Origin of the sequence: Oryzicola mucosus, from assembly GCF_014534685.1 — a bacterium.
Lineage (GTDB): Bacteria > Pseudomonadota > Alphaproteobacteria > Rhizobiales > Rhizobiaceae > Oryzicola > Oryzicola mucosus.
This window is the reverse complement of record NZ_JACVVX010000001.1, coordinates 920,815-945,968: the sequence shown is the minus strand read 5'-3', so window position 1 is coordinate 945,968 and position 25,154 is coordinate 920,815. Positions and strand designations below refer to the sequence as shown.

The 25,154-nt window shown below is 58.0% G+C and carries 25 protein-coding genes; 14 read left to right on the top strand and 11 right to left on the bottom strand.

Features of this window, described 5'->3' with window-relative positions:
* The first annotated feature begins 338 nt into the window (after nucleotides 1-338).
* Nucleotides 339-983, top strand: a complete 645-nt coding sequence (locus ICI42_RS04495; protein WP_330999102.1) for a BA14K family protein — start codon at nucleotides 339-341, stop codon at nucleotides 981-983.
* Between the two features lie 186 nt (nucleotides 984-1,169).
* Nucleotides 1,170-1,622 (top strand): hypothetical protein, encoded by a 453-nt coding sequence (locus ICI42_RS04490; RefSeq protein ID WP_188163302.1) that lies wholly within the window; start codon nucleotides 1,170-1,172, stop codon nucleotides 1,620-1,622.
* Between the two features lie 3 nt (nucleotides 1,623-1,625).
* Here the strand turns inward: ICI42_RS04490 and ICI42_RS04485 are convergent, their stop codons facing one another.
* From ICI42_RS04485 to ICI42_RS04460, 6 genes are all read right to left on the bottom strand, one after another.
* Nucleotides 1,626-2,267, bottom strand: a complete 642-nt coding sequence (locus ICI42_RS04485; protein ID WP_188163301.1) for a LuxR C-terminal-related transcriptional regulator — start codon at nucleotides 2,265-2,267, stop codon at nucleotides 1,626-1,628.
* Nucleotides 2,239-3,684: a sensor histidine kinase gene (locus ICI42_RS04480; RefSeq protein ID WP_188163300.1), complete on the bottom strand. Its 1,446-nt coding sequence runs from the start codon at nucleotides 3,682-3,684 to the stop codon at nucleotides 2,239-2,241. The genes ICI42_RS04485 and ICI42_RS04480 overlap by 29 nt, the downstream gene beginning before the upstream one ends.
* A gap of 445 nt (nucleotides 3,685-4,129) precedes the next feature.
* A complete protein-coding gene (locus ICI42_RS04475) occupies nucleotides 4,130-4,900 on the bottom strand; it encodes an ABC transporter permease (protein ID WP_188163299.1) in 771 nt (256 codons plus the stop codon).
* Nucleotides 4,897-5,700: an ABC transporter ATP-binding protein gene (locus tag ICI42_RS04470; RefSeq protein ID WP_188163298.1), complete on the bottom strand. Its 804-nt coding sequence runs from the start codon at nucleotides 5,698-5,700 to the stop codon at nucleotides 4,897-4,899. The genes ICI42_RS04475 and ICI42_RS04470 overlap by 4 nt, the downstream gene beginning before the upstream one ends.
* Nucleotides 5,697-6,452, bottom strand: coding sequence for an ABC transporter permease (locus ICI42_RS04465; RefSeq protein ID WP_188163297.1), 756 nt, complete (start codon nucleotides 6,450-6,452; stop codon nucleotides 5,697-5,699). Before ICI42_RS04465 ends, ICI42_RS04470 begins: the two co-directional genes overlap by 4 nt.
* 56 nt (nucleotides 6,453-6,508) lie before the next feature.
* On the bottom strand, nucleotides 6,509-7,429 hold the full coding sequence (locus tag ICI42_RS04460; protein ID WP_188163296.1) for an ABC transporter substrate-binding protein: 921 nt from the start codon (nucleotides 7,427-7,429) through the stop codon (nucleotides 6,509-6,511).
* A gap of 259 nt (nucleotides 7,430-7,688) precedes the next feature.
* On the opposite strand from ICI42_RS04460, the gene ICI42_RS04455 reads away from it, so the two are divergent.
* Nucleotides 7,689-8,366, top strand: a complete 678-nt coding sequence (locus ICI42_RS04455) for a GntR family transcriptional regulator (RefSeq protein ID WP_188163295.1) — start codon at nucleotides 7,689-7,691, stop codon at nucleotides 8,364-8,366.
* A 54-nt stretch (nucleotides 8,367-8,420) separates the two neighbouring features.
* Here ICI42_RS04455 and ICI42_RS04450 read toward each other — a convergent pair whose 3' ends face one another.
* Genes ICI42_RS04450 through ICI42_RS04440 form a run of 3 tightly spaced genes read right to left on the bottom strand, consistent with a single transcriptional unit; the run spans nucleotide 8,421 to nucleotide 11,032 of the window.
* The gene (locus tag ICI42_RS04450) at nucleotides 8,421-9,185 is read right to left on the bottom strand and encodes an ABC transporter permease (protein ID WP_188163294.1); all 765 of its coding nucleotides are present in this window, start codon (nucleotides 9,183-9,185) and stop codon (nucleotides 8,421-8,423) included.
* Nucleotides 9,182-9,994 carry an ABC transporter ATP-binding protein gene (locus tag ICI42_RS04445; protein ID WP_188163293.1) on the bottom strand — a complete coding sequence of 271 codons (813 nt, stop codon included), beginning with the start codon at nucleotides 9,992-9,994 and terminating at the stop codon, nucleotides 9,182-9,184. Before ICI42_RS04445 ends, ICI42_RS04450 begins: the two co-directional genes overlap by 4 nt.
* Before the next feature lie 15 nt (nucleotides 9,995-10,009).
* Nucleotides 10,010-11,032, bottom strand: coding sequence for an ABC transporter substrate-binding protein (locus ICI42_RS04440; RefSeq protein ID WP_188163292.1), 1,023 nt, complete (start codon nucleotides 11,030-11,032; stop codon nucleotides 10,010-10,012).
* 172 nt (nucleotides 11,033-11,204) lie between these two features.
* On the opposite strand from ICI42_RS04440, the gene ICI42_RS04435 reads away from it, so the two are divergent.
* The 6 genes from ICI42_RS04435 to ICI42_RS04405 all read left to right on the top strand — a co-directional run bounded on the left by ICI42_RS04435 (nucleotide 11,205) and on the right by ICI42_RS04405 (nucleotide 17,065).
* Nucleotides 11,205-12,260, top strand: a complete 1,056-nt coding sequence (locus ICI42_RS04435; protein ID WP_188163291.1) for an Ldh family oxidoreductase — start codon at nucleotides 11,205-11,207, stop codon at nucleotides 12,258-12,260.
* Between the two features lie 20 nt (nucleotides 12,261-12,280).
* A complete protein-coding gene (locus ICI42_RS04430) occupies nucleotides 12,281-12,691 on the top strand; it encodes a RidA family protein (RefSeq protein ID WP_188163290.1) in 411 nt (136 codons plus the stop codon).
* A gap of 97 nt (nucleotides 12,692-12,788) precedes the next feature.
* The gene (locus tag ICI42_RS04425) at nucleotides 12,789-13,574 is read left to right on the top strand and encodes a fumarylacetoacetate hydrolase family protein (protein WP_230980145.1); all 786 of its coding nucleotides are present in this window, start codon (nucleotides 12,789-12,791) and stop codon (nucleotides 13,572-13,574) included.
* A gap of 28 nt (nucleotides 13,575-13,602) precedes the next feature.
* A complete protein-coding gene (locus ICI42_RS23440; protein ID WP_230980144.1) occupies nucleotides 13,603-14,391 on the top strand; it encodes a cupin domain-containing protein in 789 nt (262 codons plus the stop codon).
* Nucleotides 14,388-15,374, top strand: coding sequence for an amidohydrolase family protein (locus tag ICI42_RS04410; protein WP_188163288.1), 987 nt, complete (start codon nucleotides 14,388-14,390; stop codon nucleotides 15,372-15,374). The genes ICI42_RS23440 and ICI42_RS04410 overlap by 4 nt, the downstream gene beginning before the upstream one ends.
* A gap of 641 nt (nucleotides 15,375-16,015) precedes the next feature.
* The gene (locus ICI42_RS04405) at nucleotides 16,016-17,065 is read left to right on the top strand and encodes a LacI family DNA-binding transcriptional regulator (protein ID WP_330999101.1); all 1,050 of its coding nucleotides are present in this window, start codon (nucleotides 16,016-16,018) and stop codon (nucleotides 17,063-17,065) included.
* A 39-nt stretch (nucleotides 17,066-17,104) separates the two neighbouring features.
* Here the strand turns inward: ICI42_RS04405 and ICI42_RS04400 are convergent, their stop codons facing one another.
* Nucleotides 17,105-18,055, bottom strand: a complete 951-nt coding sequence (locus ICI42_RS04400) for an ABC transporter permease (RefSeq protein WP_210317011.1) — start codon at nucleotides 18,053-18,055, stop codon at nucleotides 17,105-17,107.
* Nucleotides 18,056-18,132: 77 nt separating this feature from the next.
* Nucleotides 18,133-18,873, bottom strand: a complete 741-nt coding sequence (locus ICI42_RS04395) for an ATP-binding cassette domain-containing protein (RefSeq protein WP_188163286.1) — start codon at nucleotides 18,871-18,873, stop codon at nucleotides 18,133-18,135.
* Between the two features lie 211 nt (nucleotides 18,874-19,084).
* On the opposite strand from ICI42_RS04395, the gene ICI42_RS04390 reads away from it, so the two are divergent.
* From ICI42_RS04390 to ICI42_RS04370, 5 genes are all read left to right on the top strand, one after another.
* Nucleotides 19,085-20,182 carry a sugar-binding protein gene (locus tag ICI42_RS04390; RefSeq protein ID WP_188163285.1) on the top strand — a complete coding sequence of 366 codons (1,098 nt, stop codon included), beginning with the start codon at nucleotides 19,085-19,087 and terminating at the stop codon, nucleotides 20,180-20,182.
* 118 nt (nucleotides 20,183-20,300) lie between these two features.
* Complete coding sequence (locus tag ICI42_RS04385; protein WP_188163284.1) at nucleotides 20,301-21,275, top strand: NAD-dependent epimerase/dehydratase family protein; 975 nt, start codon at nucleotides 20,301-20,303, stop codon at nucleotides 21,273-21,275.
* Between the two features lie 160 nt (nucleotides 21,276-21,435).
* Nucleotides 21,436-22,383: a sugar-binding protein gene (locus tag ICI42_RS04380; RefSeq protein ID WP_188163283.1), complete on the top strand. Its 948-nt coding sequence runs from the start codon at nucleotides 21,436-21,438 to the stop codon at nucleotides 22,381-22,383.
* A 117-nt stretch (nucleotides 22,384-22,500) separates the two neighbouring features.
* Entirely contained in the window at nucleotides 22,501-24,015 is a 1,515-nt protein-coding gene (locus ICI42_RS04375) for a sugar ABC transporter ATP-binding protein (RefSeq protein ID WP_188163282.1), read from the top strand.
* Between the two features lie 11 nt (nucleotides 24,016-24,026).
* Nucleotides 24,027-25,055 carry an ABC transporter permease gene (locus ICI42_RS04370; protein ID WP_188163281.1) on the top strand — a complete coding sequence of 343 codons (1,029 nt, stop codon included), beginning with the start codon at nucleotides 24,027-24,029 and terminating at the stop codon, nucleotides 25,053-25,055.
* Nucleotides 25,056-25,154: the final 99 nt, after the last annotated feature.

Below are 25,154 nucleotides of genomic sequence, written 5' to 3'. Positions count from 1 at the left end.
TACGTTGCATCTCTGCTGGCAAAATCACCCGGCGATCCCATGCTCGATCTGGACTCTGTGGAGGACTAAATCGGACTTAGGTCCGTATTGTTACGGCGGGGCATATGAGGTCATATCGCCTCGGGGAGGCTAATTGCCGACCTAGCCGGCGCGGACTAAGCCCCCGATGCCCTAAGTCGCGCCGGCCCCCCAACCTCTCTCAAGAGCTGCGTACAGAAGGGGTGTTTACCCGCGCTGTTGCTCATCGCTTGTCACGTAAGATCGCAGATCGTCGGACTTAAGTCCGGGGAACCGCCTTACACCTCCTGCATTCTCAAAACATATCACAGGAGGTGGCCGTGAAAAGTTTCATGATGATAGTCAGCGCGCTTGGTTTGGCTGTTGGGATGCTTATGACGGGTGCCGTTGGAGCAACAATTTTCTTCCGAGCTGAACCTGAACAGGAGTTGGCGCTAAAGTCGGACGCCTTAAATGTTTGGACCGACAAGCCGGCAAAAGTAGATGTTGAGACGCAAAATTTCGATCGGGTTCCTCCCCGCCCTTCGTTCAAAACATTCGTTTCGACAACCGAAGCGGATGCAAGGGAAGCGATGATCGGGGATGCTATTGAAAGACCCGATGCTGCGCTGGAAGAGACCATACAGCATCCTGACGATGAAAACGCAACGACCACGGCCCATTGGGAATGGTGTGCCAAGCGGTTTCGCTCCTATCAAATCTCCGACAATAGCTACACCTCACATCGAGGCGTGAAACGGCAGTGCAAATCGCCATATGGCGACGGCTCCGCAGAACCCGTACAAAATGGGGAAGAAGTAAGGATTGTTGAGGCTTCCTTGCAGTCGGGGGCAGCTTTTGACGGAGCTACGCGCATCTTGAACAGCGATCACGTTCAGAGTTGCTTCAACCGCTACCGCTCTTATCGTCCCGAGGATAACACATATCAGCCCTACAGCGGCGGGCCCAGACGGCAGTGCAACTGACGATGACCTACGAGTGGACGCTTATCGTGTAGGTTCTGAGACGTGAAGACATCTGAACCAGGTGCAGTCCTGTCCCTTCCTGCACCGGTAAGGCCCGCCAGCTTCGCAACTGGTGGGCCTTCGTCATTCTGAAGCGGTTGTCAAAATGTCACCCGCGATATAACGTTCAGGCTATAAGAGGGTTTGATGGCATTTCAATTCCTGCGGCGGCCCGTTGCCTCTCTAGGCCTTTTACTGCTTATAACGAGCTCGCCTTCCAAGATTGTCGTCGAAAGTGGCGGGTTTGTTGTCGCTTGGGCAACCTCGGCGCACGCCAAGGAAAATGGCGACAAAGGCAAGGGCAACGATAAGAGCGGCGGCGGCAACGGCAAGAGCGGAAAAGACAATGGCCAAGGTGGCAAAAGTCAGAATTCCGGCAGCAACCTGAATCAACAACCCAAAGCTTCTAAAGGTGCCAATCCGAAAACGGGTGATGTCATCGAGCGTCGGGGACGCAACATTTCGGTGAGACATAGCAACGGGATATTCGAATCGATCGTTGGAGCCATCTACGAGATGAGGGATGCCAAGGGCAGGCGGATCATCCGACGTCCGGCGACGAACGCGGATCGAGCCCGTTTGGCAGCTATGTCGGGCTGATGATCAGCAGCTTTCGGCATCACGGAGGATCATCGCGGCATCAGTCCTGTTGCGCGCTTTCAACTTAGCAAGCACGCGTGTCATATGATGCTTGATCGTCTTTTCTTGCAAGTCGAGCTGGATCGCCACATGCTTGTTGCTTAGTCCAGCCGCAACAAGCCTCAAAATCTCGAGCTCGCGCTCAGTCAATGAGCCGAGTGCACCTTTTATCGGACTATCGCTGCTCGTCTGCGGCACATGCGCAAGCATACTCGTCGCGAGGGCTGGAGAAATGTAGGTCTCGCCCGCGTGAACCGAGGTCAGAATTGCTGCAAGAGAGCGCGAGCCAACCCCTTTCAGCACATAGCCGCGAGCACCGCGATTGAGGGCCACTGCTGCGTTTTCCCGGCTTTCGGATACCGTCAGTATGACGATCTTTTGCGCCGGATTCTTCTCTAAGACAGGAAAAATCGCGTTCAGGCCACCGCCAGGCATAGATATATCGAGGAGAAGAATATCCGGCGCTGAAGTCGAGGAAAGAGAAATGGCGTCGTCGCGACTTGCGCCCTCTCCAACTATATCGAACCCCATATCTGCGAGACTCCGCGCAACCCCTTCACGAAATAGAGGATGATCGTCAACGATGGCCAGCCGGATTGCTGTCATGTGGTGGTTCCTTAACTTTCAGTGTCATCGACAATCGCGTGCCGGACGTTGACGTTTCGATTGAAAACGTTCCGCCGAGACTTTCGATCCGATCACGCAAACCGGCCAACCCTAGACCCTCACCCCCAGCACGCTCGACATCGAAGCCTTGGCCAGAGTCGGTGACAGCTAGGGTCAGCAGACCCTTGCCGCAATTCACATCGACTCTCTGGCCGGCGCCGCCTGTGTGGCGATAGGCGTTGTTGAGGCCTTCTTGGAGGAACCTATAAACGCAGATCTTCTGTGGAGGCATAAACAGAAACAATCCATGAAAGTTTCCTCTCTGAGAGACCTGTACCTTTGTCAAAGTGCGCTGCTCATGAGAAGCAACGGCTAGCGCTACAATATCGCGGAGTTCGGCTGTTTCAATACTCGGCAACATCAGACCGTTGCAGATGCTGCGAATTTCCATCATCGCATCATCGAGACTTCGGCGAATGGCATTGACGGCGGTTTCTCGCTTGTGCGTCGGTGCATCTGCATCCAATGCGGCGCTGTCCATTGTCAGCGAAGCCAAAGCAACCAACTGAGCCGGACCGTCATGGAGATCGGCGCCGATACGCCGCAAATATTGTTCGTTGGAAGCGGTCGCGCGTTCGGCCGCCTGCTGGACACGTGTGCGGAGCGCATCGTTTGCAGCCAGAAGGTCTGATAATTCTTTGACTCGTTCAGCAAGAGCAACACGCTGTTGGTCGATCGTCCTGCTTCCGCGCAGCACGATAGTCGCGAGAGTCCCGAAAATGGCCCCTGTAACCGCAGCGACGACCGCCCATGCCCGCCACAGAGCATGCCGCAGATCGGCACGCAAATCGTCGGCAACCTCATAAAATTCAGAGACCGCGACCACCTCCCCAGACCAAGGTTGTAGTATGGGATTATAGATTTCGAGCAGGGAAACGCCACGGGCACCTTCCGTTTTTGCCTCGATAGCGTCAAATTCGTCAAGTTGAGCAATGACGCGGCCCTGCCAGGCGTTTCGCAAATCCTTCGACGGGCCAAAACGCTTTCCAACCAGCGATTTGTCCTTGGAATAAAGGATCGTTCCATCAGCGCGCCATATTTTGAACTCGACAAGGCGCCGTCCAAGCGCCCCCATATTCAAGGTCTCGTCCAGCGCCTGCTGCACACTGACGTCCAATTCCGTACTGCGTTGGATGTCCGGCAATAGCGGCGCGATTATACTATCGACATAAAGCGCAGTCGTCGCCGCCGCGTTTCGCGTTACGCTTGTTTTGATAAGAGTAGTGACAAAAACACCAACCACGACCATGGCAACGATGCTGACCAATCCCCCTGCAAATAGAAACTGTCTGGCCAGCGATTGGGCATTCCAAAGGGCTTTTGTATAAGTCCCTAAATTAGCGTTGATGCCCCGCATTCCATTTTTCCAATTGGACGCTGTTTCCTACACCTTATTGCGTTCGGGATTCGAGTACATCGTTCTGTGAAGCTCGACTAGCACCATCGATCAGCGCGCGGGTCTGGTGCCGGACAGCTTCATGGAAATCGCATCCTCTGCTCACGGCCGTCTGCGGAGGATGCACACTGTCGGCGGGGTCATCACTTTGGTCACGCCGGCCGAATGCGCCAACTTCTTCAAGGCCGCTGGATATGAACCAGATTAGAGAGGATATGCTCTAAATCCGACGCGCTGCTGGTTGCTGCAATCGAGAGCAATGTGTCTGACCTCTCCATGGCGCAAACGTTGAACGACGACTTTCAGACGATACGATCAAAGACGGTCAATCCGACGCTCCAATCCCTGGAGGCAATACTCGGGATGCTATGAAGAGCGCGCTTCGGTACTTCGGCCTTCTGCGCTATCAAGCCGTGTTCGCTTTGTCTTTGACGAGCAGATTGCTGAGCAGCGTGACGCCTCCGACTGCGACTGACGCATACAGCACGATGAGCAATATAACGGCATACAACTGATCCATCGAAAAGACCGTGCCGTATTTTTTGACCAGGCCGCCCAAGCCGATGATTGCGATCAGAACCTCCCCATTGATCAGGCCCTTGACCCCGCGCGCCACGCCAAGGCGCAGTCCGGCGACGAAATAAGGAGCGCCTGCGGGAAGGCGGATATCGCGGAAGATGGCCCAGCGGCTTGCACCGAATGACCTGCCCATTTCGAGAAGGCGATCGTCGATGGTCCGCATCGCAGTGGCGGCATTGGTGGCGACGATAAAGATGGAGAACGCGACAACGGTGGCAATGCGCGTTTCGGAGCCGATCCCGAAGATCATCAGAAAGACAGGGACGAAAGCAATGAGGGGAGCGGAAAGTCCCGCCTTTACATAAGGGCCTATGGCGACGTCGATGACGCGAGACATCCCCATGCCGATGCCAATCGCACTGCCGAGTGTCAAGGATATGGCCAAACCCGTCAACAGCGCCATCGTGCTGTCAAACAGCGGCGCGGTGACGGCCCCGCTCGACCAAAGCTTGCCGAAAGCCACAAGCACGGAACTCAGCGGGGGCAACGTCAGAATGTTGGCCGTCCGTCCGACAATTTCCCATATCGCCGCAAGCACCACCAAAGAGAGAAGGAACGGCCCGTATTTCCGTGTGCCTAGCCCCAATGACAACGTCATGCCGCGACATCCGCGTTAGGGTCGGTGATCATGCCGCGCAGACGATCCCACACCCGGCCCGTCAGTTCGACAAAGCGCGAATCCCGGCGCGTCGCCTCATTTCTCGGCCTGGGCAGGTCGACGTCGATTACCTCCGTGACGTGCCCCGGCCGCGCACCCATGATGACAACTTTGTCGGACAGGAAAACCGCCTCATCCATGGCATGTGTTATGAACAGCACGGACAGATCGGTCTTGGACCAGATGTCGAGCAGGTCGGTCTGGAGGATCAAACGGGTCTGCGCGTCGATTGCGGAGAATGGCTCGTCCATCAACAGCACCTGCGGCGATACGGCGAGAGCGCGGGCGAGGCCGACACGTTGCTGCATCCCACCCGACAATTGGCGCGGATAGGCATGTTCGAAGTCGCCGAGACCGACGGACTTCAACAGACCGCGCGCGATGTTGTAGCGCTCGGGTTTGGCAACGCCTCGCACCTTCAGGCCGAATGAGACGTTGTCGATAACGGTCATCCAAGGCAGCAGAGCGAAGGATTGGAACACTGTCGCGCGTTCCGGTCCCGGACCTTCCACCGCCTTGCCGAGCACCTCGACCTCGCCATGGTCCCAGCCGAGAATACCACCGACCATTTTCAGCATGGTCGTCTTGCCGCACCCGCTCGGTCCGATGATCGATACGAACTCGCCGCGATTGACAGTCAGATCGACGCTATCGAGCGCCTTGGTCTTTTTGCCGTTTCCGGAGACGTAATATTTCGAGACGCTGCGGATCGAGATGGCCGCATCTGCCTTGCCGCTCATTGTTTGCTCCACCGGCCGAGACGCCGTTCAATCCATTCCACTAGGCTCATCAGGATGATGCCCTCGATCACGATGCTACATGCCACCGCAAGCACCGGAGCTACACGGAAGCGCCCCTGAAGGTCGGCGATGAGGCTTCCGATGCCTGCGCCGACGATGGTGAGTTCCGCGACGACCATGCCGATGAGCGCCTGGCCCAGCGCGATCCGGATGCCCGCCATCATACCCGGCACCGCAGCCGGCAAGACGACGTCGCGCAACGTCATGAGACGGCTGGCGCCGAAGCTGAAAGCCATTTCCGTCAGCACCGGATCCACCCGCCTGACAGCTACAGCGGTGTTGATCACCACATAAGGAATGGCGAACAGCACCACCACAGTGACGCGCGCGGCAAAGGTGAGCCCGAGAAGCGCCTGAATGACCGGAATGATGGCGATCATCGGGATCGCGACTAAGAAGGTGAGATAGGGTGAGACGATCTTGTCCATCAGCTTGATGCGCGCGGTGAAGATGCCAATGGGTATTCCAAGAACGAGAACGATCAGAAAACCGACAAATAGGGTCTGGTTCGTGATTAGAAGTGTGATGGGGAGCACGCCGCTTTCGACCAAGTCCCACCACACCGAAACGGTGCGCGTGAAGGTTGGGAACAGAAGGTTGATGCTGTCGTCGCCCGCCGCTTGCCAGATGCCGATGAACAGCACCAGAGCCGCGATGCGAATTGCAAGTCGCCCAAGTCGTCTGTCTGCCATACTTTCGAGACGCCACCGAGGTGCGCGGGGCCTGGCCGGCCTAGCCGCAACCATCGTCATTTGCCTGCCAGAACCTTATCGAGCGGGCCGCGATCGATCACATCCGCCGGCGTCTTGATTTTCTCGAAGGGTTGGCCGTCGCTGTTGAAGAAATCGATGGTCTGCTGCACTGCCTGATCGGAGATGCCACCGTCGACCGGCCAGACCTTTGCGGCGGTGAAAGCTTCAATGATGGGCGGCAAAGCTTCGGGATCGACTTCACCAAGCAGTTCCTTACCCTTGTCCAACAGCACTTTCGGATCCTTGTAGGTCTCCGCATAAACGTCCAGGTGGACGCGGATCCAATCCTCGATCAGCTTCGGATTTTCGGCGATGAAGGACTGGCGGGCTGCGAAGGCAGCGCGCAGGATCGGCGTGACTTTGGTGAAATCAGCCGTGATCGTGAACTCACCCGGCTTCTGGCGGTTGAGAAGCGTCCAGTCCTGAAGGTCGACGACGCTTGAGTCGAGTTGGCCGGCGAGCAGCGCCGCCAGCCTGTTGTCGGATCCTTCGATGACCGTCAGGTTCGGCTTGGCGTCGGGACACTCCTTGGCCAGCCACTGGATAGCCAGCTGCCCAACGAAAGAGCCAGTCGATTGGATGCCTACGGTACGCCCGTCGAGCGACTTGCAATCCTTAAGGTCCGCTTTCGACACGAGGATGAATTCATTCGTGTTCGCACCCATGAAAAAGCGGCTGTCCAGACCTTGGTCCATCGCGTCCATGACCTGGGCGATCGCAGTTATATCGACATCGCCTGTGGCTGCGGCCTGGAGCTGGTTGCTGTTGCCTCCCAGCTCGGCAACCTCGATATCATAACCCATTGCCTTAAGGCGCTCGATTGCCACCGCGGTGGGCAAGTATCCGACCGCCCAGCCGGAGAAACCGAAGACCGCGTCGGCGGCACGGGCTTGCGAGGCGAGGGTCAACAATCCCAACGCGGTTGCCACGTATAAAACAGTTCTATTCCGGACCATCAGCATTCCCCTGTTTATGTTTGTTGGATGGTGGCTTGGCAGGCCGGAACTCATGCCGGCTCATTGGGTGATAAAACAAGCTGTAAGTCGAAACGTCAATAGATTATCGAAAATTTATACCTCTGCCGATTATGTTAAGAGTCGCTGTATAATCAAGTTGCTTATCGAGATATGAGTCCCTAGCTAGTCATCAAAGTTTCACCCGCGCCAGAGAGATGCCATGAACGAACAGAGCACCTTGAATGCCACAGTGTTCGGCTTGCTACGTGAGGATATCCTCACCGGCAGGCTGCGCCCGGGGGAGCGGTTGCGGGCAGAGACGCTGCGCCAGCGTTACGATGTTGGCGGCAGTCCGGTTCGAGAAGCGCTGATGCGTCTTGAGTCGGAGGGCTTCGTCTCCCTGGAACAGAACAAGGGCTTCAAGGTTTCCGGCGTTTCCCTGGCCGACCTTGAAGATCTGACGCGCACCCGCATCGAGATCGAAAACATCGCGTTGCGCTGGTCGATTGCCAAGGGTGGAGTCGAATGGGAAGCGCTGCTGGTGGGCGCGCTGCACCGGCTGTCGAGCGTCCCGAAGCGCGCGAGCGATGGTGAAGCAGGGCGCAACAGCGACTGGCTGCGCTATCATCGCGAGTTCCATTCCGCCCTGGTCGCCGCATGCGACTCGCCGACGCTCAGTTCGATAAGAGACAGGCTTTTTGACCAAGCGGAGCGCTATGTCTCGCTTGCCATCGCCTCGCAAGGCGAGTTTCGCGACGATGTGAGCGAGCACGCCGCACTCATGAACGCCGCGATCTCGCGGGACGCGGAAACCGCGCTGCGGTTGAACCGTGCGCATATCGAGCGGACCACCGAAAAGCTCAAAAAGACCAGCGACTTCAAGATGATGGACGTCTGAGGCACCGCCTCAAGCGCATTCATCTCAAGTTCAAACGCAAATGGCCGCCAATCGTCAGTGTCCGCCATTCTTGGCCCATGGCATCGCGATGCGCTCAGCGAGTGCAACGGCTCCGAACAGTCCCATGCCCAGCAGGCTCAGCCAGACCAGGGCAGCCCAGGCAAGCGGACTGTTCAACTGCGAATTGGCGGTGAGAAGCAGGTTCCCAAGCCCTTCGTTCGAACCGACGAACTCGCCAATCACAGCGCCGATCACCGTCAAAGTTACAGCGACTTTCGCGCCGGCAAAAACGAAGGGCAGTGCGGAAGGAAACTGCACCTTCCAAAACACCTGAAGCGGAGAGGCGCGAAGCGACTGCGCCAGTTCGAGCAGGCCCTTCGGCGTTGCGCGCAGCCCTGTGGCAGTGTCTACCACGACCGGGAAGAATGCCACAAGGAAAGCAATGGCCAGCTTGGATTCAATCCCTAGGCCAAACCAGACGAGGATGATTGGAGCCACAGCCACCTTCGGCACGGACTGCATCGCGATCAGCACGGGATAGAGCGTGAGATTGAGAATTTGCGAGTTCGCAACCGCAACAGCGACCGGCACGCCAATCGCCATTGCCAGCATAAATCCCAGAACGCATTCCAGAAGCGTCGGCCAGAGATGACGCAGCAGCAATCCGAAATTGTCGTTGCTGGCCACAAGCACGTCCATCGGACTTGGCAAGATGATGCGGTTGACTGCGAAGAATTGTGTATAGGCCTGCCATGCCGCAAGGATAAGGGCGAGCCCAATCAGCGGGTATATCGCCCTGAAAACCCGGTCCAAGATCATCGTGCTATCCCCAGCGCGCGCCCGGCCTCATGTTCGTACTCGGTGAATTTCATTTCGTACCGCATAGCGTTTTCGCGTGGATAGGGAAAATCGATGTCTATGAACCGCGCAATCGTCGCAGGCCTTTTTGAAAAGACGGCAACTGTGTCCGACAGGTATATGGCCTCGGAAATGCTATGAGTGACGAACATGACGCTGACTCCCGTGCGCAGCCGGATGTCGAGCAGAAGATCATGCATTTCCATCCGCTTCAGCTCGTCTAGAGCGCCGAAAGGTTCGTCCATCAGAAGAAGTTTGGCGTCATAGACCAGCGCTCGGCAGAGAGCGACGCGCTGTTGCATGCCGCCGGAGAGTTCGGACGGGTAACGATCCTCGAAGCCATGAAGGCCCACAAGGTTCAACAAATCGCGCGCACGCTCGATGCTCGCGCGTGTCACCTCTCCGCGTATTTCGAGCGGGAACAACACGTTTTTCAGCACAGTGCGCCAATTCATCAGGTTCGCCTGCTGGAAGACGAACGCAAAGTTGGGATGCGGTCCGTTTACGAGCTTGCCTTCAATTGTCACGGTGCCATACGTTGCCGTTTCGAGGCCAGCGACGATCCTAAGAAAAGTGGTTTTGCCACAGCCGCTGGGCCCAAGCAGCCCGACCAGTTTACCTCGACCCAGAGTGAACGACACGTCCTCTAAGGCATCGATCTGGCGATCCCCCGGCAGCTTGAATATTTTTCCAACACGGTCGAAGCGTGCGAAGACCGTGTTGGATCCGGCGGCTTCCGTAGGAGTCGCTGACAATGCATCCTTGCTCATCATTGCATGCCTAATTCACGGTTTGACCGGCTCGTCAGGCAGAAACCCTTCGACATAGAGTTTATCGGCGGACGGCGCTGTGCCTGTAATCGCCAAATTGTCGGTGACGAATTTCAATCCGGCTTCCATTTTTGAAGCTTCGAAGGAGCCAAGGCCGTTCTTCTTCGTGTCTTCGGTTACGACGAGCTCACGGACGATGTCGATTTCTGCGAGGATAGCGGGCTTGGAAAGACCGTCTACCACCTTCATCTGGTGATCGGCCGCTGCATCAGGATTGTCCAGAGTGAACTTCCATCCGCGCAGGGCGGCACGGACGAATTTTCGTACGACATCTGGATGGGCTTCGATGAAAGCCTGTGACGCTCCTATGCCGTTTGAATAGAGCTCAAGCCCATGATCTGCCATAAGAAATGTGGTGAGGCTGGTCGACGCGTCCTTGGCGCCCTTTTCCAGGCCCGGCTTCGACATGATGAAAAATTCGATGGACGGCACCTGACCGCTTAACAAGGCGGACGCACGTGCGGGCGGCGCGACGTTGGACACGTTCAGCGAAGCCGGATCCAAGCCGCTCTGCTTCATGAACCCTTTGATGACCTGCGGCGTGATGCTGCCGGCGCCACTTCCAATCGTCAGCCCTTCGAGCTGCTTCGTGTCGGTTACATTCGCTCCGTTGGCCAATGAAAAGATCGCATAGGGCGCCTTTTGGTAGTTGACCGCGACCATACGGATATCGGTGCCCGCCGCTTGCGCAAGCACGACGCCTGGAAGATCGACAAACCCCAGCTGTGCGGTGTTGGACGCAATCGCCTGCATGACTTGCGCCGTTCCCTGGGAGGGAATGATCGTGACGTCGAGGCCTTCTTCCGTGAAGTAACCTTCGCCGAGGGCGGCATACCAAGCCGCGTGTCGACCCAGCGGAATGAAGTCGAGCGAGAAGGTGACTTTGGTCAGCTCTTGCGCCAGCCCAAATGTGGGCGCGGCAAAAGCGGACATGAGGCTGGCGGCAATCGCCAGCGTGGATCGTTTCCATGCTTTCAAGGCTCTGTTCCCTTCGTCATTGAGCCGGCTTTACGACGGCTGCGTTTACGTTCTCCCATACGCACCACATCCTATAACAATCGAGCAGTCAAATGATTTTCGATAATTCACTTGATTATCGGAATATTCTTCAATATCGAATCTGAACCGGAGCCTGCCAAATGAGAATTTCATGCCGATAGCGATCGACTCCACGCAGCTAACCGACTACGTCAGCAGCCTCTTCACCGCTGCCGGGCTCGACCAAGAGCCGGCGCGTGTTGTTGCGGAAGGGCTTGTCGATGCCGATCGGCTCGGGCTGCATTCTCATGGCGTCATGTTAGCCGACATGTATGTGAAGCGCCTGATTGCCGGCTCCGTGAGCAAGCAGACCGAGCCGGTCGTTGTCTCCGACGACAAATCGATCGTGGTTCTTGATGCCAACCATGCGTTCGGCGTTTTGACGGGCGACGATGCCATGGAGCGGGCCGTGGATAAGGCGAAGCTCTACGGCATCGGTGTAGCGGCGGTACGGCATGGATTTCACTTCGGTACTGCACGCCGTTTCGCCCAGGCAGCTGCTGATCGTGAGTGCATCGGCATCGCGATCTGCAACACCCGCCCGCTTATGCCCGCACCCGGCGGCGCGGAGCGTGTCGTCGGCAACAACCCCATCGCCATCGCTGTGCCGTCGGATGATGGAATCCCCCTGGTGCTGGATATGGCAACCAGCGAGGCAGCAATGGGCAAGATCAGAATGGCTGCCAAGTCCGGTCAGGCGATACCCCTGAGCTGGGCAGTCAAAGCAGACGGGTCTCCGACAAGCGATCCTAATGAAGCCATCAATGGGATGCTCCTGCCGAGCGCAGGACCGAAAGGGTTCGGGCTGGCACTGATGATCGACCTGATGTGCGGGTTGCTGTCAGGGGGCGCGATGGGCAGCGCGGTTCAACCGCTTTATGGCGATGCGTCCGTACCTTACGATTGCTCGCACATCTTCATCGCCATCGACCTTGCCCACTTCGGAGAACCGGCAGTTCTGCGCGCCATGGCGGGGGCGGCAGCCCGCGGCATTCGCAACGGCCAACGCGCACCGGGAATCGAACGCCTTTACACCCCTGGGGAACCCGAGTGGGACCGCCAGTCGAAATCCAAAGGGCGCGTTCAGTTGCAGCCCGCAGTGCGCGATGCCCTCACGGCAATCGGCGCAGAACTTGGTGTATCCGCACCACAATGGACGATCATCTGACAGTCTAGAGGAGCCAAAACATGGCCAAGCAAGAAATCTCCACACCCAATCTCCGCAAGCCAATGGGGCATTTTTCCCAAGCAACCGTCATCGAAGCCAGCGGCCGCCTGGTTTTCGTCTCAGGCATGACAGCCCGGCGCCCCGATGGCAGCATCGCGGGCATTGGCGATGTTAGCGAACAGACACGCCAGGTATGCGAGAACATCAAGACTGCTGTGGAACTGGCCGGTGGAACCCTTGCCGATGTTTGCAGGGTTGATGTCTATGTGCGCAACATGGAGGATTTCGAAAAGATCCACGCCGTGCGCCGCGAATATTTCCAGCCTCCGTTACCGGCCTCGACCATGGTCGAGGTCACCAAGATGGTGTCCCACGAATATCTCATCGAAATCAATGCCATCGCCGTAATCCCGGACAACCGCGGAGCCTGAATCCATGAAGCTTGCCAGTATTTTTTATGACGGCAGGAGCCGCATTGCCATCGTTGAGGCCGACACAATGCGCCTTTTGCCGCCGGAGGCGGGCGACATGGTCGACATCGCATCTCGAGGACGGGCCGCACTCACTGATCTCTCATCGTCCGGCGGAGTTGAGGTGCCTTTCGATCGCTCTGCTCTGCGCGCTCCCGTCCAGCGTTTCAGACGTGACATTCTGTGCGCGGGATGGAATTATTGGGACCACTTCGAAGAAGGCAAGGGACGCCGCGAAGGACAGGACGTGGAGCGCCCTGAACATCCGACGTTTTTCACCAAGGGACCAGATACAGTCATCGACCCCGACGCGCCGATTTCCTTCGATGCAGAAATCTCGAGCAAATGGGATTACGAGGTCGAACTCGCTCTCATTATCGGCAAGGATGGACGCAATATCCCCGTAGAGTCCGCACTCGACCATGTTTTTGGCTATTGCCTGGCCAATGACATTTCACAGCGGGATCTCCAGCGCGCCCATGGCGGCCAGTGGCTCAAGGGAAAAAGCATCGACGCCACCATGCCGCTTGGCCCCTATATCGTCACCGCCGATGAGGTGGACCCGCAGGACCTCACTCTTGAATGCGTCGTCAATGGCGAGGTGTTGCAGAGCGCATCGACGAAACTGATGGCGTTCACCGTTGCCCAGTTGCTCTCCGAACTGTCCTTTGGCATGACGTTGCGTGCCGGCGACGTGCTGTTGACCGGGACGCCCGCGGGTGTTGGCAATGCCCGGACGCCACAGCTCTTCCTCAAAGCCGGCGACGAGGTGATCTGTCGCAGCCCGCAACTCGGCGAACTGCGGAACGTCATGCAAGCTGCCGATCTGCATTCTCCTCGTTGACCGCCGTCCCGTTGATAAGGATATTTTCATGAGTCAGGATTTCGGATTTGCCCTCGCCAAACGGCGCGGGATCACCTTGGGCGATATAGGCCACCGCATCGTTGAGGAAAACGACCAGACGAGGGTTTGGGAAGTTCGGCTGGAACCCGGTGAAATGCTGGATTTTCATATTCACCGCCATCCCTATCTCGTCATTTCGCTCGGGGGCGGCGACAATGAGATCGAAACCATATTCGGCGACAGAATTGCAACCAGCGAGCCACTCGGCCACACGGTCGCAATCCAGGAAAAGCGCGCAATTCACCGCCTGACTAACACGTCGGATACGCTTTATCTGTCGCGCTTGGTGGAGTTCAAGTCGGTTCGCTGGGTGTATCCTGACGAAGGAGAATTCCTGCCCGAAACACCAGTCGGCGGCACTGTTCCGGAGGGCTTTGCGGCAGCCTTCAAGGAAATACTCATCAACGCGGCGGATGAGCCCTGGTCGCCGAAATCGCTTGCCGGCCTGTCGCAGAAAATGCTCTGGCGCAACGAGGAAAGCGGAGCCTCGATCGCCTTGATCAAATTCGAAAAGGGAGTGGGCATCCCCAACGCACATGCCCATGCGTCCAACCAGTTCATGTACTGCCTGTCGGGCCAGTACCGATACATTCCGACTGGCACGACGCTGGTCGCCGGCTCGTTCTACTGCAATCCCGTCGGCAGCGTCCACGGCCCGACCGTCGCCGACGAAACGACGGTTTTCCTGGAGATTTACGACGGGCCCCACTACCCCGTGCAACCGCCGTGGTACACCGATGCGAGTGACGCGCAATGACGTCGGACCAGGGAACCCAAGGCGGCTGGGACATCCACACCCACCTCCTGCCGCAACCCTTGATCGCGGCGGCGGCTCAAGGCGACTTCGGGATGAAGCTTGAGCCAGATGCGATCGACGTGCATGGGTTTCGCCTTGCTCTGAAAACCATGGGCACTCCGAAAGCTCTGCTTGACCGTATCGATGCCGATGGGCTGCACGGAGCCGCCGTGGGAGTTCCTCCTCCCCTTTTTCGCGCAGACCTCCCCACGGGCGAGCGAGCGGCCTATATCGACCTGCTTAACAACGGTCTTCTGGAGACGGTGGATGTCGCACCGGAGCGCCTGCGTCCTCTGGCCTATCTTCCCACCGATATTCCCCAGCTTGCTGTGAGCGTGGCTGACGCGCTCGACGATCGCTGGGCGGGCGTTATAGTAGGGACCGATCTCGGCGCACATTCTTATGCCGACGAAAGCTATCACGATCTTTGGCGAATTCTCTCCGATAGGAAGCTTCCAGTTTTGCTGCATCCTTCCGAATCGAAGGACGCTCGGCTCAAGCCATTCTATCTTTCGAACCTGATCGGCAACCCGATGGAGACGACGATTGCCGCCGCGAACCTAGTGTTCGGCGACGTGCTAGGGCAGTTTCCCGACCTGCAGTTCATCCTGTCGCATGGAGGCGGCGCAGTTGGCATGCTCTACGGCAGATGGCAACGCGGAATGGATACAGATCGTCCAGGCATTCGCCGGCTAACCCTTCCGCCAGTTGAGGCGGTTCGGCGTTTCAATGTCGACAACGTGGTTCATTCGCCAGCGCAACTCAGTGCATTAGTCGACATCCTGGGCAGCGAAAGAATACTTCTGGGCAGCGACTGGCCGTTCCCGATGGGCTCGGTGAGCGCGCCTGCTTCGCTCGACGGGATCGATGCCGAAATCGCTCGTCTCATCCGGCACGATAATCCCCGCCGAATATTCGGTTTCGCTTGGGCTCAAGAGACATAGCGCCCGCGTTTAGGCGCCGCACCAATCGGAAGCCAGATCAATTAAGCGGATGAGGGCCGGTCAGGTCTTCCAACCTGACGGGCTTTTCCGTCGACAGTGACGGCCTCGACGACGGCGGACATAATCCGCTGACGCAAGCTCTCCAGCGCCGCGCCAGGGACGAATGCTCCCGGTTGCGTGATCGTCGTCGACAGCCACGGCGACGTGCGCTCGGCCCTCCGCTGGCGACCTGGCCATCCTGAAATGGCGCCAGGAGACCCAGGTCTATTGGCACGACATCGCTCTTTAAGTCACAGAATGCCAAAACTTCTTCAGGCCGCAGCATATTTTTTTGCCCAGCCCTCGGGCAGCAACAGCCTCAAGCCCGATCCCGCAAGGCTCCGATGAGGAGTCGACAAATACGTTGCGGCGCCTCGTCCCCGCCTGCTTGTGGCGCTCAACAACAGACTCCTTGTTAATATTTTATCATAATATTTGCAAATCTACCGCTTCTTTTTTGACTATCATTGAAGTCTGGGTATGAACGGCCGCGCGAGTGAACCACCGAAGCGGACGACATTGAATTTCGCAGAGCCGCATGGCAGATGTTTTATCTAAAGGGAAATAATCGGCTTATGTCCAAGACGAAGAGACAAGTGAGTGTGGCACGGCCCACAATGATGGACGTTGCAGCCGCGGCAGGCGTCTCCCAAGCCACCGTCTCTCTGGTTCTCAGCGGAACGAAAGGTGCGCGGCTTGCCGACGCAACACGAGCCCGCGTTGTAGAAGCCGCAAAGGCGCTTGGCTATCGGTTTGTGCGGCGGGGAACCAAGGCACCCCCCGGTGGGCGGTCCGCTATCGTTTTCGTCGCCGACGAAACCTCGACGGATCCGTGGATGTCCCTCGCCTTCGAGGGCGCGCGGGACAAAGCGCTTGAATATGGCATCAACATGCTGATGGTGGTGAGCCATGGCGATGCGGAACTCGAGGCAAATATCATCGGCGGCCTCAAGAACCTGCCCATTCTCGGCCTGATCTACGGGACGATCCTGACCCGCCTCGTGCAGATTCCCCCAGCCCTTTCCGACCTCAGCATCGTTTTGGTGAATTGCTACGACGAGAATCGCGAGCATCACTCGGTTCTGCCCGGCGACCTGCTGGGTGGCCGCACGGCGACTGAACACCTGCTGCTGTCCGGCCGCAGCAGGATCGGGTTCATTAATGGCCAGCAGGGCGTAGACGCAGCCCGCGACCGCCTCAAAGGCTATAAACAGGCACTTGCCAGCAACGATATCGCCTTCGATCCCGCTCTCGTGCGCCCAGGCAACTGGGAGCCGTCTGCAGGTTATGAAATGACGATGGAACTGATGGCCCTGGACAACCCGCCCGATGCCATCTTCTGCGCCAACGACATGATGGCCGTCGGCTGTTTCGACGCATTGAAGCAACTCAATGTCCGAATACCGGACGATGTGGCCGTGATCGGCTTCGACGACCGCGACATCGCGCAATATACGCACCCTCCCTTGTCGACGCTTGTTCTGCCGCTCTACGAGATGGGCCGGACTGCTGCTGAACTGCTGATCGAGGCGGCCGGCGGCTTGCACACCAATCCAAGCCGCATCAAGGTCGAGTGCGAACTGATCGCGCGGCAATCGACCGCCACTAGCCGATACCTCGATGATATCGAAGCTACCCTGGCGGCGCAGTAACTGTTGAGCCTCGCCTCCACAGGGGCGGGGCAACCATCCTCAACCCTGCTGGCGAACACTCCGGAACCGGTCGAACGCCACAGCGATCACAATGAACGAACCGACGAAAGCGCCTTGCCAGAAGGTACTGATACCCAGCAATATCAGACTGTTGCGGATAACCTCGATGAGAAGCGCACCCACCACAGCGCCAAAGGCCGTGCCCACGCCGCCTGCCAGATTGGCCCCTCCGATAACGGCCGCCGCGATGACCGCGAGTTCCATGCCTTGGCCGAGATTGGTCGTGACACCACCCAGCCAGCCCACTTCCAGCACACCGGTAATGCCGGCCGTCAGCGCCGAGAACACATAGACGGAAACCTTCAACTGCCGCACTGGAATACCGGTAAGCTTGGCCGCGCTCTCATTACCGCCCATCGCGAAGAGATGCTGGCCCCAGCGGGTCCATTTGAAAAGGAACCCCGTGATCGCGGCCAGGACCACCATGACGAGAAGCGGGTTTGGCAGGCCCATCGTGGAGCCGCCGCCTAGCGCCAGCAGCAGTTCGTGATCGGGGCCGAACTGGTAGATCATCTTGTTGTTGGACAGGACCATGGCAAGTGACCGCCCCACCGAGAGCATGCCCAGCGTGACCACGAAAGGCGGCATGCCGGCATAGGCGACCAGCACGCCGTTGACCGCACCCAGAAGGATTGCAACGGCCAGCGCTGCCGGAATGCCGATCCAGAACGGCATACCCGCCGACATCAGAACGGCCACGGTCATGGACGACAGCACGACGGCAGACCCCACCGACAGGTCTATGCCCCCAGACGCGATTACAGCTGTCATGCCAAGAGCAATGATAGCCACGAAAGCAAAGTTGCGCGAGACATTGAACAGGTTCCGCTCGGTGGCGAATGTGTCGGTCAATAGCGACAGCGCCAGACAGGCCAGAACCGCAGCCATAAACACCCAAAAGGTCTGATGGTTGGTGAGGCGCGCAAGCATGCCGCGATGTTCGGAGTGGCCGATCGCGTCAGCCAGCGAATTTGCCGTGGGCGTGAGAGTTCTATTTCCCTGGTTGCTCATGCGAATTCGATCGCTCCCGTGATAAGGCCGGTGACTTCTTCCGGCGACGAATTCGCCGCCCTTTTGCTGGCCACCAGACGGCCTCGGCGCAGCACGGCTATCGTATCAGCCACCTGAAACACGTCCGGCATGCGGTGGCTGACCAAAACGACGGCGATGCCGTGATCGCTGAGATTGCGTATGAGATTGAGCACCTCCGCGACCTGCCGCACGGAAATAGCGGCGGTAGGCTCATCCATCAGGACGATCTTGGCATCGCTGAGAAGGGCACGGGCGATGGCAACAGCCTGCCGTTGTCCGCCAGACATTCGCTTTACGAGATCCCGCGGCCGGGTCTCGGATTTGAGACGCGCGAACAGTTCTCCTGCCCTGATCCGCATTCGCGCATAGTCAAGGATGGGTATAGGCCCAATCTGCTTGGTGAGTTCGCGCCCCAGAAAGACATTTGCGGCCGCTGAAAGGTTGTCGCAAATGGCGAGGTCCTGGTAGACGACCTCGATTCCGGCCCGCTGGGCATCCAACGGCTTATGGAACTCGACTTTTGTGTCCGAGATGAAAATCTCGCCCGCGCTCGGCGCGAAGTTTCCAGCGATAACCTTCACCAAGGTGGACTTACCGGCCCCGTTGTCGCCCATCAGGCCTATGACTTCCCCCGGTTCAATCAAAAGCGATACGTCGCTCAACGCGTGGATTGCGCCGAAGTGTTTGCTCACTGCCTCAAGTCTCAAAGCACTCATATTCCTCCCCTTCTTCCCGCCTGCCTTTTGCATCCCGCGCGGCGGCGCGTGTCGCGCAATGGCTCCCCTCTCAAGTCCAAAACTCAGTCGAAATTCCAGCTTGACGAAGCAGGTAATTAAATGCTGTTATTATCATATAATATCATCAAATCTGCAACTGCAATGCTTGTCAATATTGGCGCGAACTTCGGATGGCTCGAGCCTCGCATGCATGCCGCGATGGGAGGAACAGCGCGGCAGACAGTTCTGGCAGTCGCTTGGTGGGCATAGCCTTACCTGCGCCAGCCAGATAACCCCAACGGAGGAGTGCACTAATTTGAGGTACGTAAATCAGATTGCCGCAGCTGCCGCTCTTATTGCTTTGGCAGCCGGTGCAGCGGAGGCGCAGGACAAGAAAACCTTGGCCATTGTCGTTAAGGGACTGGACAATCCGTTCTTCGAGCAGATCAACCTGGGCTGCCAGGACTGGGCGAAGAACAATCCTGATTCGGAATATCAGTGCCTCTATACCGGCCCGGCATCGAGCGCCGACGAGGCCGGCCAGGTCCAGCTTGTCGACGACCTCATTGCCAAAGGCGTGGCAGCGATAGCCATTTCACCGTCCAATGCAGCGGCGATGGCCAACCGGCTCAAGGAAATCGCTCCGAAAATGCCGGTCATGACGGTGGACGCGGATCTCTCCGAGGCCGACCGCGCGTTGCGCTCCGCCTATCTTGGAACCGACAATTACTTGATGGGCGTGAAGATGGCCGAACAGGCAACGCGGCTGAAGCCCGATGGCGGTACAGTTTGCCTGCAATTGGGCAATGTCGCAGCTGACAATATCAACGCCCGCGCGGCCGGCTTCCGCGATACCATCGCGGGCTCGAAAGGGATTGACCGCCTGACAGGGCAAAGCGGCTGGAGTGAAATCGAGGGTTGCCCGGTCTTTACCAATGATCAGATCGATCTCGCCAACCAGCAGATGGCCGATGTCTTCACGTCTAACCCCGATCTCGACGCCTTTATTCTGATCGGCGGCTGGGCGCAGTTCGCGCCGCAAGCCTATGCCCAGGTCACTGACCAGGTGATGGACCGCCTGAAAAGCAATGATCTGATCATCATCGCTGGCGATACCCTGCCACCGCAAGTGCAGGCCTTCAACGAAGGACGCAGCCACGCGCAGGTGGGCCAGCGCCCCTTCGAAATGGGCCAGCGCTCACCTGAAGTCATGATCCAGTTGATCAAGGGCGAGAAGGTCGAAGACACGATCTACACCGGGCTGGATGTATGCACCCGTGAAGAGCCGGGTTTCTGCGCCCCAAAATAAAGTGATTTCGACGCAATCCCGTCATGGCGTTACGGCGCCATGACGCTCGGCCGCTGCACGGGCTGCGAAGCGGTAGCCTCGATTTCACCGCGCTCGTGGGGCTTATAGGGGAAGCAAATTGAAACTTCTGGTCACTGGACTAACGGGAAAGGTGGGAAGCAATTTCCTGCCAGAATTTCTCACCACCGAAAAGTTTTCCGGCTGGTCCCTGCGCGCGGTCTGCAACAACCGCATCATTGATCATGCAGCCGTCGAGATTGTGCGCGGTTCCTTGTCGGATACTGACGCGGTCCATGCTGCGATGGATGGCGTAACCCATGTCCTGCATATGGCTGCGGTCAAGGAGTCGCCAGATCTGGCCATCGACGTCGGGGTCAAGGGCATGTTCAATCTCCTCGAGGCCTTCCGAACGTCGAAGACTGCAAGGCAGTTTGTCCTGATCGGCGGGGACTGCTCGGTGGGACACATTTTCCATCGCTACGATGCCCCGATCACCGAAAAATCCGCGCGGCGCGCCTATCCCGGTTGCTACGCGCTCACCAAGGTGATCGAGGAAGTCATGCTGGAGCAATACCGGATTCAGTATGGCATCAACGCCTGCTGCCTGCGGGCACCTTGGATCATGGAGAAGGATGACTTCAAGCATGTGCTGAGCTTCCGCGACCAGTTCGGCGGACCGGCGTGGCGCGAATTCCTGGCAGAAGAGGAAATTGACCGGCTTGCCGCCGCAGGCGCCGTTCCATTGCTCCGCGATGTTACCGGCGCATCGCTCAAACGCAATTTCATCCATGTGAGCGACCTGGTCAGCGCCATTCTCCTGGCGCTCGACAATCCCGCCGCCAACAGCGACCTGTTCAACGTCGCCATGGATATACCGGTGGACTATGCCTGCGTGGCAACGCAACTCAGTGCATCGCATGGTTTGCCGGTTGTGACCATTCCGACGCCCTATCACAGCAACTGGCTCGACAACACCAAGGCACGCATGCTGCTGGGTTGGCGCCCGGCCGTCGATCTCAAACGCCTTATAGAGCGTGCCTGGTCCTATGTCCGGGCGCCCGATGATCCGCGCCTCGTCTGGTACCCGGGATAAGGGAGGGAAAATCCGACACGGCTCCGGGCGATTCGCATGCAGCCGTCCGGGCGAGGCCGGAAGCAAAGGATATGCACCGCCCTCTGGCAAACGGTTTGCCACGGGCATTCGGTAACGCTGAAGCGTGGCCATGACCACGCTCACAATGGGAGGATAAACAATGAAACTGAAGCTTGCTGTCACCATCGCCATGGTTGTTGCCGGCGTGGCTGGCCCCGCTGCCGCACAGGACAAACCACAGCTGGCCTTTGTCGTAAATGCCGCTTCGGACTTCTGGAAACTTGCGGAAGCCGGGGTCAAGAAAGCGCAGGCCGAGTTGCCGGGCTATGATCTTCAGTTCCGTTACCCGGCTCAGGGCACGGCGGCCCTGCAGAATGCTCTGATGGATGACCTTGTTGCCGCAGGCGCCGATGCCATCATGATCTCGTCAGCCGATCCGAAGAACTCCATCGACGCTTTCAATCGCATTGCAGGGCAGGTGCCGCTGTTCACCACAGATAGCGACGCGCCTGCCAGTAAGCGCATCGCCTATCTGGGTTCGTCCAACACCCTGGCGGGCGTCCAAGCGGGCGAAATCGCCGTCGCGGCGATGCCCGATGGTGGAAAGTGCATGGGTTTCGTCGGGTTCCTTGGAGCAGACAACGCCATGGAGCGCATCGCCGGGTTCCGCAAGGCCGTTGAAGGGTCTGGCATCGAACTTGTCGACGTGCGCGGCGACGATGTCGATTTCGCCCGCGCTCGGTCCAACGTCGATGACGTGCTTGCCGCCAATCCGGACATCAACTGCATGGTGGGTTTCTATTCTTACAATCCGCCTAAGATCTACGAGGCCCTCCAAGCCGCGGGCAAGCTCGGCGCAATCAAGGTCATCGCGTTCGATGAGGATCCGATTACGCTTGGTGCGGTGCGCGAAGGCAGTTTCGCCGGCACCGTCGTGCAGGATCCCTATCAGTGGGGTTATCAGGGCATGCACCTGATGGCGAAATACCTTGATGGCGACAAATCTGGCATTCCAGCGGATGGCCTAATCATTGTTCCAACCAAAGTCATCGACAAGGCTAACGTCGATGCCTTCGAGAAGGAACTCAAAGAGCGCATTGGCGGGTAACCTCCCTTCCTGTCAGCGTGGCCGTATCGGGCCTTCGACCGGCCCGATACGGCTTTTGGGACAGATCGGGCAATAGCTTCGGGCATCGCTGTTGCCGCAAATAAGATGGCATGTTTTATGACGACGAATGAGGATCGCAAGCGCCCCCTGCTGGTGCTCGAAAACATTTCCAAGGCTTACAGCGGCGCGGTCGCCCTCTCCAATGTCTCCATGACGGTCATGGCTGGCGAGGTGCTGGCATTGATCGGAGAAAATGGCGCCGGCAAGTCCACGCTAATGAAAATTCTGGGAGGCGTGATCCCGCCCAGTTCAGGGCAGATCGTCATTGACAATGTGAGATATGACCGGCTTTCGGTGACCGAATCCCAGTCTGTGGGGTTCGCCTTCGTCCATCAGGAACTCAATGTCTTCGACAATCTCGATGTCGCTGCCAATATGTTCCTTGGCCGTGAAAAACGCGCCGGTTTTCTCCGGCTGCTCGATGTAGAGGCCATGCGTGCCGCGGCCGAACCGCTTTTGAGACGGGTTGGGGCGACGTTCAGGCCCGATACGCCGGTCGCAGAGCTGGCCTTGGCCGAGCGGCAATTGCTTGAAATCGCCAAGGCGCTCTCCATTCAGGCACGCCTTATCATCATGGATGAACCAACTTCGTCCCTTACCCTTTCCGAGACGAAAACACTGATGAACGTCATTGCCGGCCTGAAGGCTGATGGCATCGCCGTCATCTATATATCGCATCGGCTGAGCGAGATCGAGGAATGCGCTGATCGGGTCTTCGCGCTCCGCGACGGCAAGGCGGCGGGTGAACTCGACAAGCCTGAGATAACCCATGACGCAATGATCCGAATCATGATCGGCCGCGACCTCAACTCTCTGTATAAGCCGCCGGCCCGCCCTCCCGGCGAGCCCATCCTGACCTTGAGAGATATCAGGACCAGTGCAAAACCGCTGGCCTTGGTGGAGTTCGATGTCCTTGATGGCGAAATCCTCGGCGTAGCCGGACTGGTTGGCGCAGGACGCACCGAACTGGCCGAGGCCATATTCGGGATCACGGCTATTCTCGAAGGCACGATCATGTTGAAGGGCAAGCCGTTCAGGGCCTCGTGCCCGCATGACGCCATCGCAGCCGGTATTTATCTGGTTCCCGAAGATCGCAAGCGAAGCGGCCTCGTCCTGGAAAGCGCGATCTGCGAAAACATCTGCCTCGCAGATCTCGACGCGGTATCGTACAACGGCTTGGTTTCCCAAAGACTGGTCAAGGCGCGCGCCGAGGATCAGCGCACAAAACTTGCTATAAAAACCACTGACGTCATGCGCAACACCGCCGAGCTTTCCGGCGGAAATCAGCAGAAAGTGGTTCTGGGCAAGTGGCTTTCCATGCGGCCGGCCCTGATCATCTTCGACGAACCCACTCGCGGCATCGATGTCGCCTCCAAGGTCGAGATTTACCGGCTGATGCGCGCTCTGACGGACGCGGGCGTCGGCGTCATGATGATCTCCAGCGACATGGAAGAAGTCATCGGCGTGTCCGACCGCATCGTCGTTTTGCGGGAAGGAGAAATCGCCGGATCTCTGTTGCGGCCTGAGTTCTCCGAACACAATGTTCTCAAGTTGGCCGTCGGCGCAAATTAGGAAAATGCCCAATGCATAAAAAAGACTTCGGCTTGGCTGTCCTGATCATCGTTGTGGGAGCGGCGGTGTATCTGCAAAATCCGCTGTTTCTCTCGCCGATCAATCTTGGCAACACCGCCAACCTGATCGGTCTGTTCGGCCTCTTCGCCATTGGCCAGGGTTTTGTCATCATGACAGGCGGCATCGACCTGTCGGTCGGCTCGATGGTCGCTTTGCTCGGTGTGCTGTTCGTCGACATGGTGGGCAAATTCGGCGTCCCATGGCCGGTGGCAATTCTCGCCATCCTCGCCATAGGCACGCTCCTTGGGTTGGCGCATGGGCTGCTGATCACCAGGCTGCGGATGCAGCCCTTTGTGGTGACGCTATGCGGCCTGTTGATCTATCGCGGTTTGGCGCGTGGCTATACCGGCGAAGCCACCGCGGGGTTCCCCTTCGGCGCGAGTTATCCTGCCCTGGAATGGCTGACGATCGGACGCTCGTTTGGTGTGCCCCACTCCTTCTTCGCCATGATCTTGGTCGGGATCGTCTGCTGGTTTGTGCTGCATCGCTCCGTCTTTGGGAGACATTTGCAGGCGGTGGGCAAGAATGAGGACGCCGCGCGCTATTCTGGCATCCGCACCGGTTTGGTCATCACCGCCGCCTATGTCATCTGCGCCGCACTGACCGCCGTTGCCGCCGTCTACTTCGCCATGTTCACTCGATCGGTACAACCTTCGTCGCACGGTAATTTCTACGAACTCTACGCCATCGCGGCCGCTGTCCTGGGCGGCTTTTCGCTGCGAGGTGGAGAAGGCTCGATCATTGGCGTGATCTTAGGGGCGGTCCTGCTTCAGGAATTGCAGAACCTGGTCAACCTCCTCGGAATCCCGTCCTCGCTCAATTTCGCGGTGATGGGAGCCGTGATCCTGGCCGGGGTCTTGGCGGACCAGCAGTTCAACCTCTATCGGGCAAAGAGAAGGGCCGCCGCGGCTCTCGACATTCAGGATACGAAGATTGCGCCCTCTAGCCGGCAAAAATCAGAAATAGGGGGATACATATAACAACAGTTTTTTGATCCGTTTTTGAAATATGTCACAATGGCTTAGGCTCAGGACTGAAGTAGCCGAGCCAGAAGATGACTGTCGCGGCGATGCACATGG

Coding starts and splice junctions, on each gene's coding strand:
- ICI42_RS04490 (WP_188163302.1), top strand. CDS start 1,170: ATGGCATTTCAATTCCTGCGGCGGCCCGTTGCCTCTCTAGGCCTTTTA.
- ICI42_RS04485 (WP_188163301.1), bottom strand. CDS start 2,267: ATGACAGCAATCCGGCTGGCCATCGTTGACGATCATCCTCTATTTCGT.
- ICI42_RS04480 (WP_188163300.1), bottom strand. CDS start 3,684: ATGCGGGGCATCAACGCTAATTTAGGGACTTATACAAAAGCCCTTTGG.
- ICI42_RS04475 (WP_188163299.1), bottom strand. CDS start 4,900: ATGACGTTGTCATTGGGGCTAGGCACACGGAAATACGGGCCGTTCCTT.
- ICI42_RS04470 (WP_188163298.1), bottom strand. CDS start 5,700: ATGAGCGGCAAGGCAGATGCGGCCATCTCGATCCGCAGCGTCTCGAAA.
- ICI42_RS04465 (WP_188163297.1), bottom strand. CDS start 6,452: ATGGCAGACAGACGACTTGGGCGACTTGCAATTCGCATCGCGGCTCTG.
- ICI42_RS04455 (WP_188163295.1), top strand. CDS start 7,689: ATGAACGAACAGAGCACCTTGAATGCCACAGTGTTCGGCTTGCTACGT.
- ICI42_RS04450 (WP_188163294.1), bottom strand. CDS start 9,185: ATGATCTTGGACCGGGTTTTCAGGGCGATATACCCGCTGATTGGGCTC.
- ICI42_RS04445 (WP_188163293.1), bottom strand. CDS start 9,994: ATGAGCAAGGATGCATTGTCAGCGACTCCTACGGAAGCCGCCGGATCC.
- ICI42_RS04435 (WP_188163291.1), top strand. CDS start 11,205: ATGCCGATAGCGATCGACTCCACGCAGCTAACCGACTACGTCAGCAGC.
- ICI42_RS04430 (WP_188163290.1), top strand. CDS start 12,281: ATGGCCAAGCAAGAAATCTCCACACCCAATCTCCGCAAGCCAATGGGG.
- ICI42_RS04425 (WP_230980145.1), top strand. CDS start 12,789: ATGGTCGACATCGCATCTCGAGGACGGGCCGCACTCACTGATCTCTCA.
- ICI42_RS23440 (WP_230980144.1), top strand. CDS start 13,603: ATGAGTCAGGATTTCGGATTTGCCCTCGCCAAACGGCGCGGGATCACC.
- ICI42_RS04410 (WP_188163288.1), top strand. CDS start 14,388: ATGACGTCGGACCAGGGAACCCAAGGCGGCTGGGACATCCACACCCAC.
- ICI42_RS04400 (WP_210317011.1), bottom strand. CDS start 18,055: ATGCTTGCGCGCCTCACCAACCATCAGACCTTTTGGGTGTTTATGGCT.
- ICI42_RS04395 (WP_188163286.1), bottom strand. CDS start 18,873: ATGAGTGCTTTGAGACTTGAGGCAGTGAGCAAACACTTCGGCGCAATC.
- ICI42_RS04390 (WP_188163285.1), top strand. CDS start 19,085: ATGCCGCGATGGGAGGAACAGCGCGGCAGACAGTTCTGGCAGTCGCTT.
- ICI42_RS04380 (WP_188163283.1), top strand. CDS start 21,436: ATGAAACTGAAGCTTGCTGTCACCATCGCCATGGTTGTTGCCGGCGTG.
- ICI42_RS04375 (WP_188163282.1), top strand. CDS start 22,501: ATGACGACGAATGAGGATCGCAAGCGCCCCCTGCTGGTGCTCGAAAAC.
- ICI42_RS04370 (WP_188163281.1), top strand. CDS start 24,027: ATGCATAAAAAAGACTTCGGCTTGGCTGTCCTGATCATCGTTGTGGGA.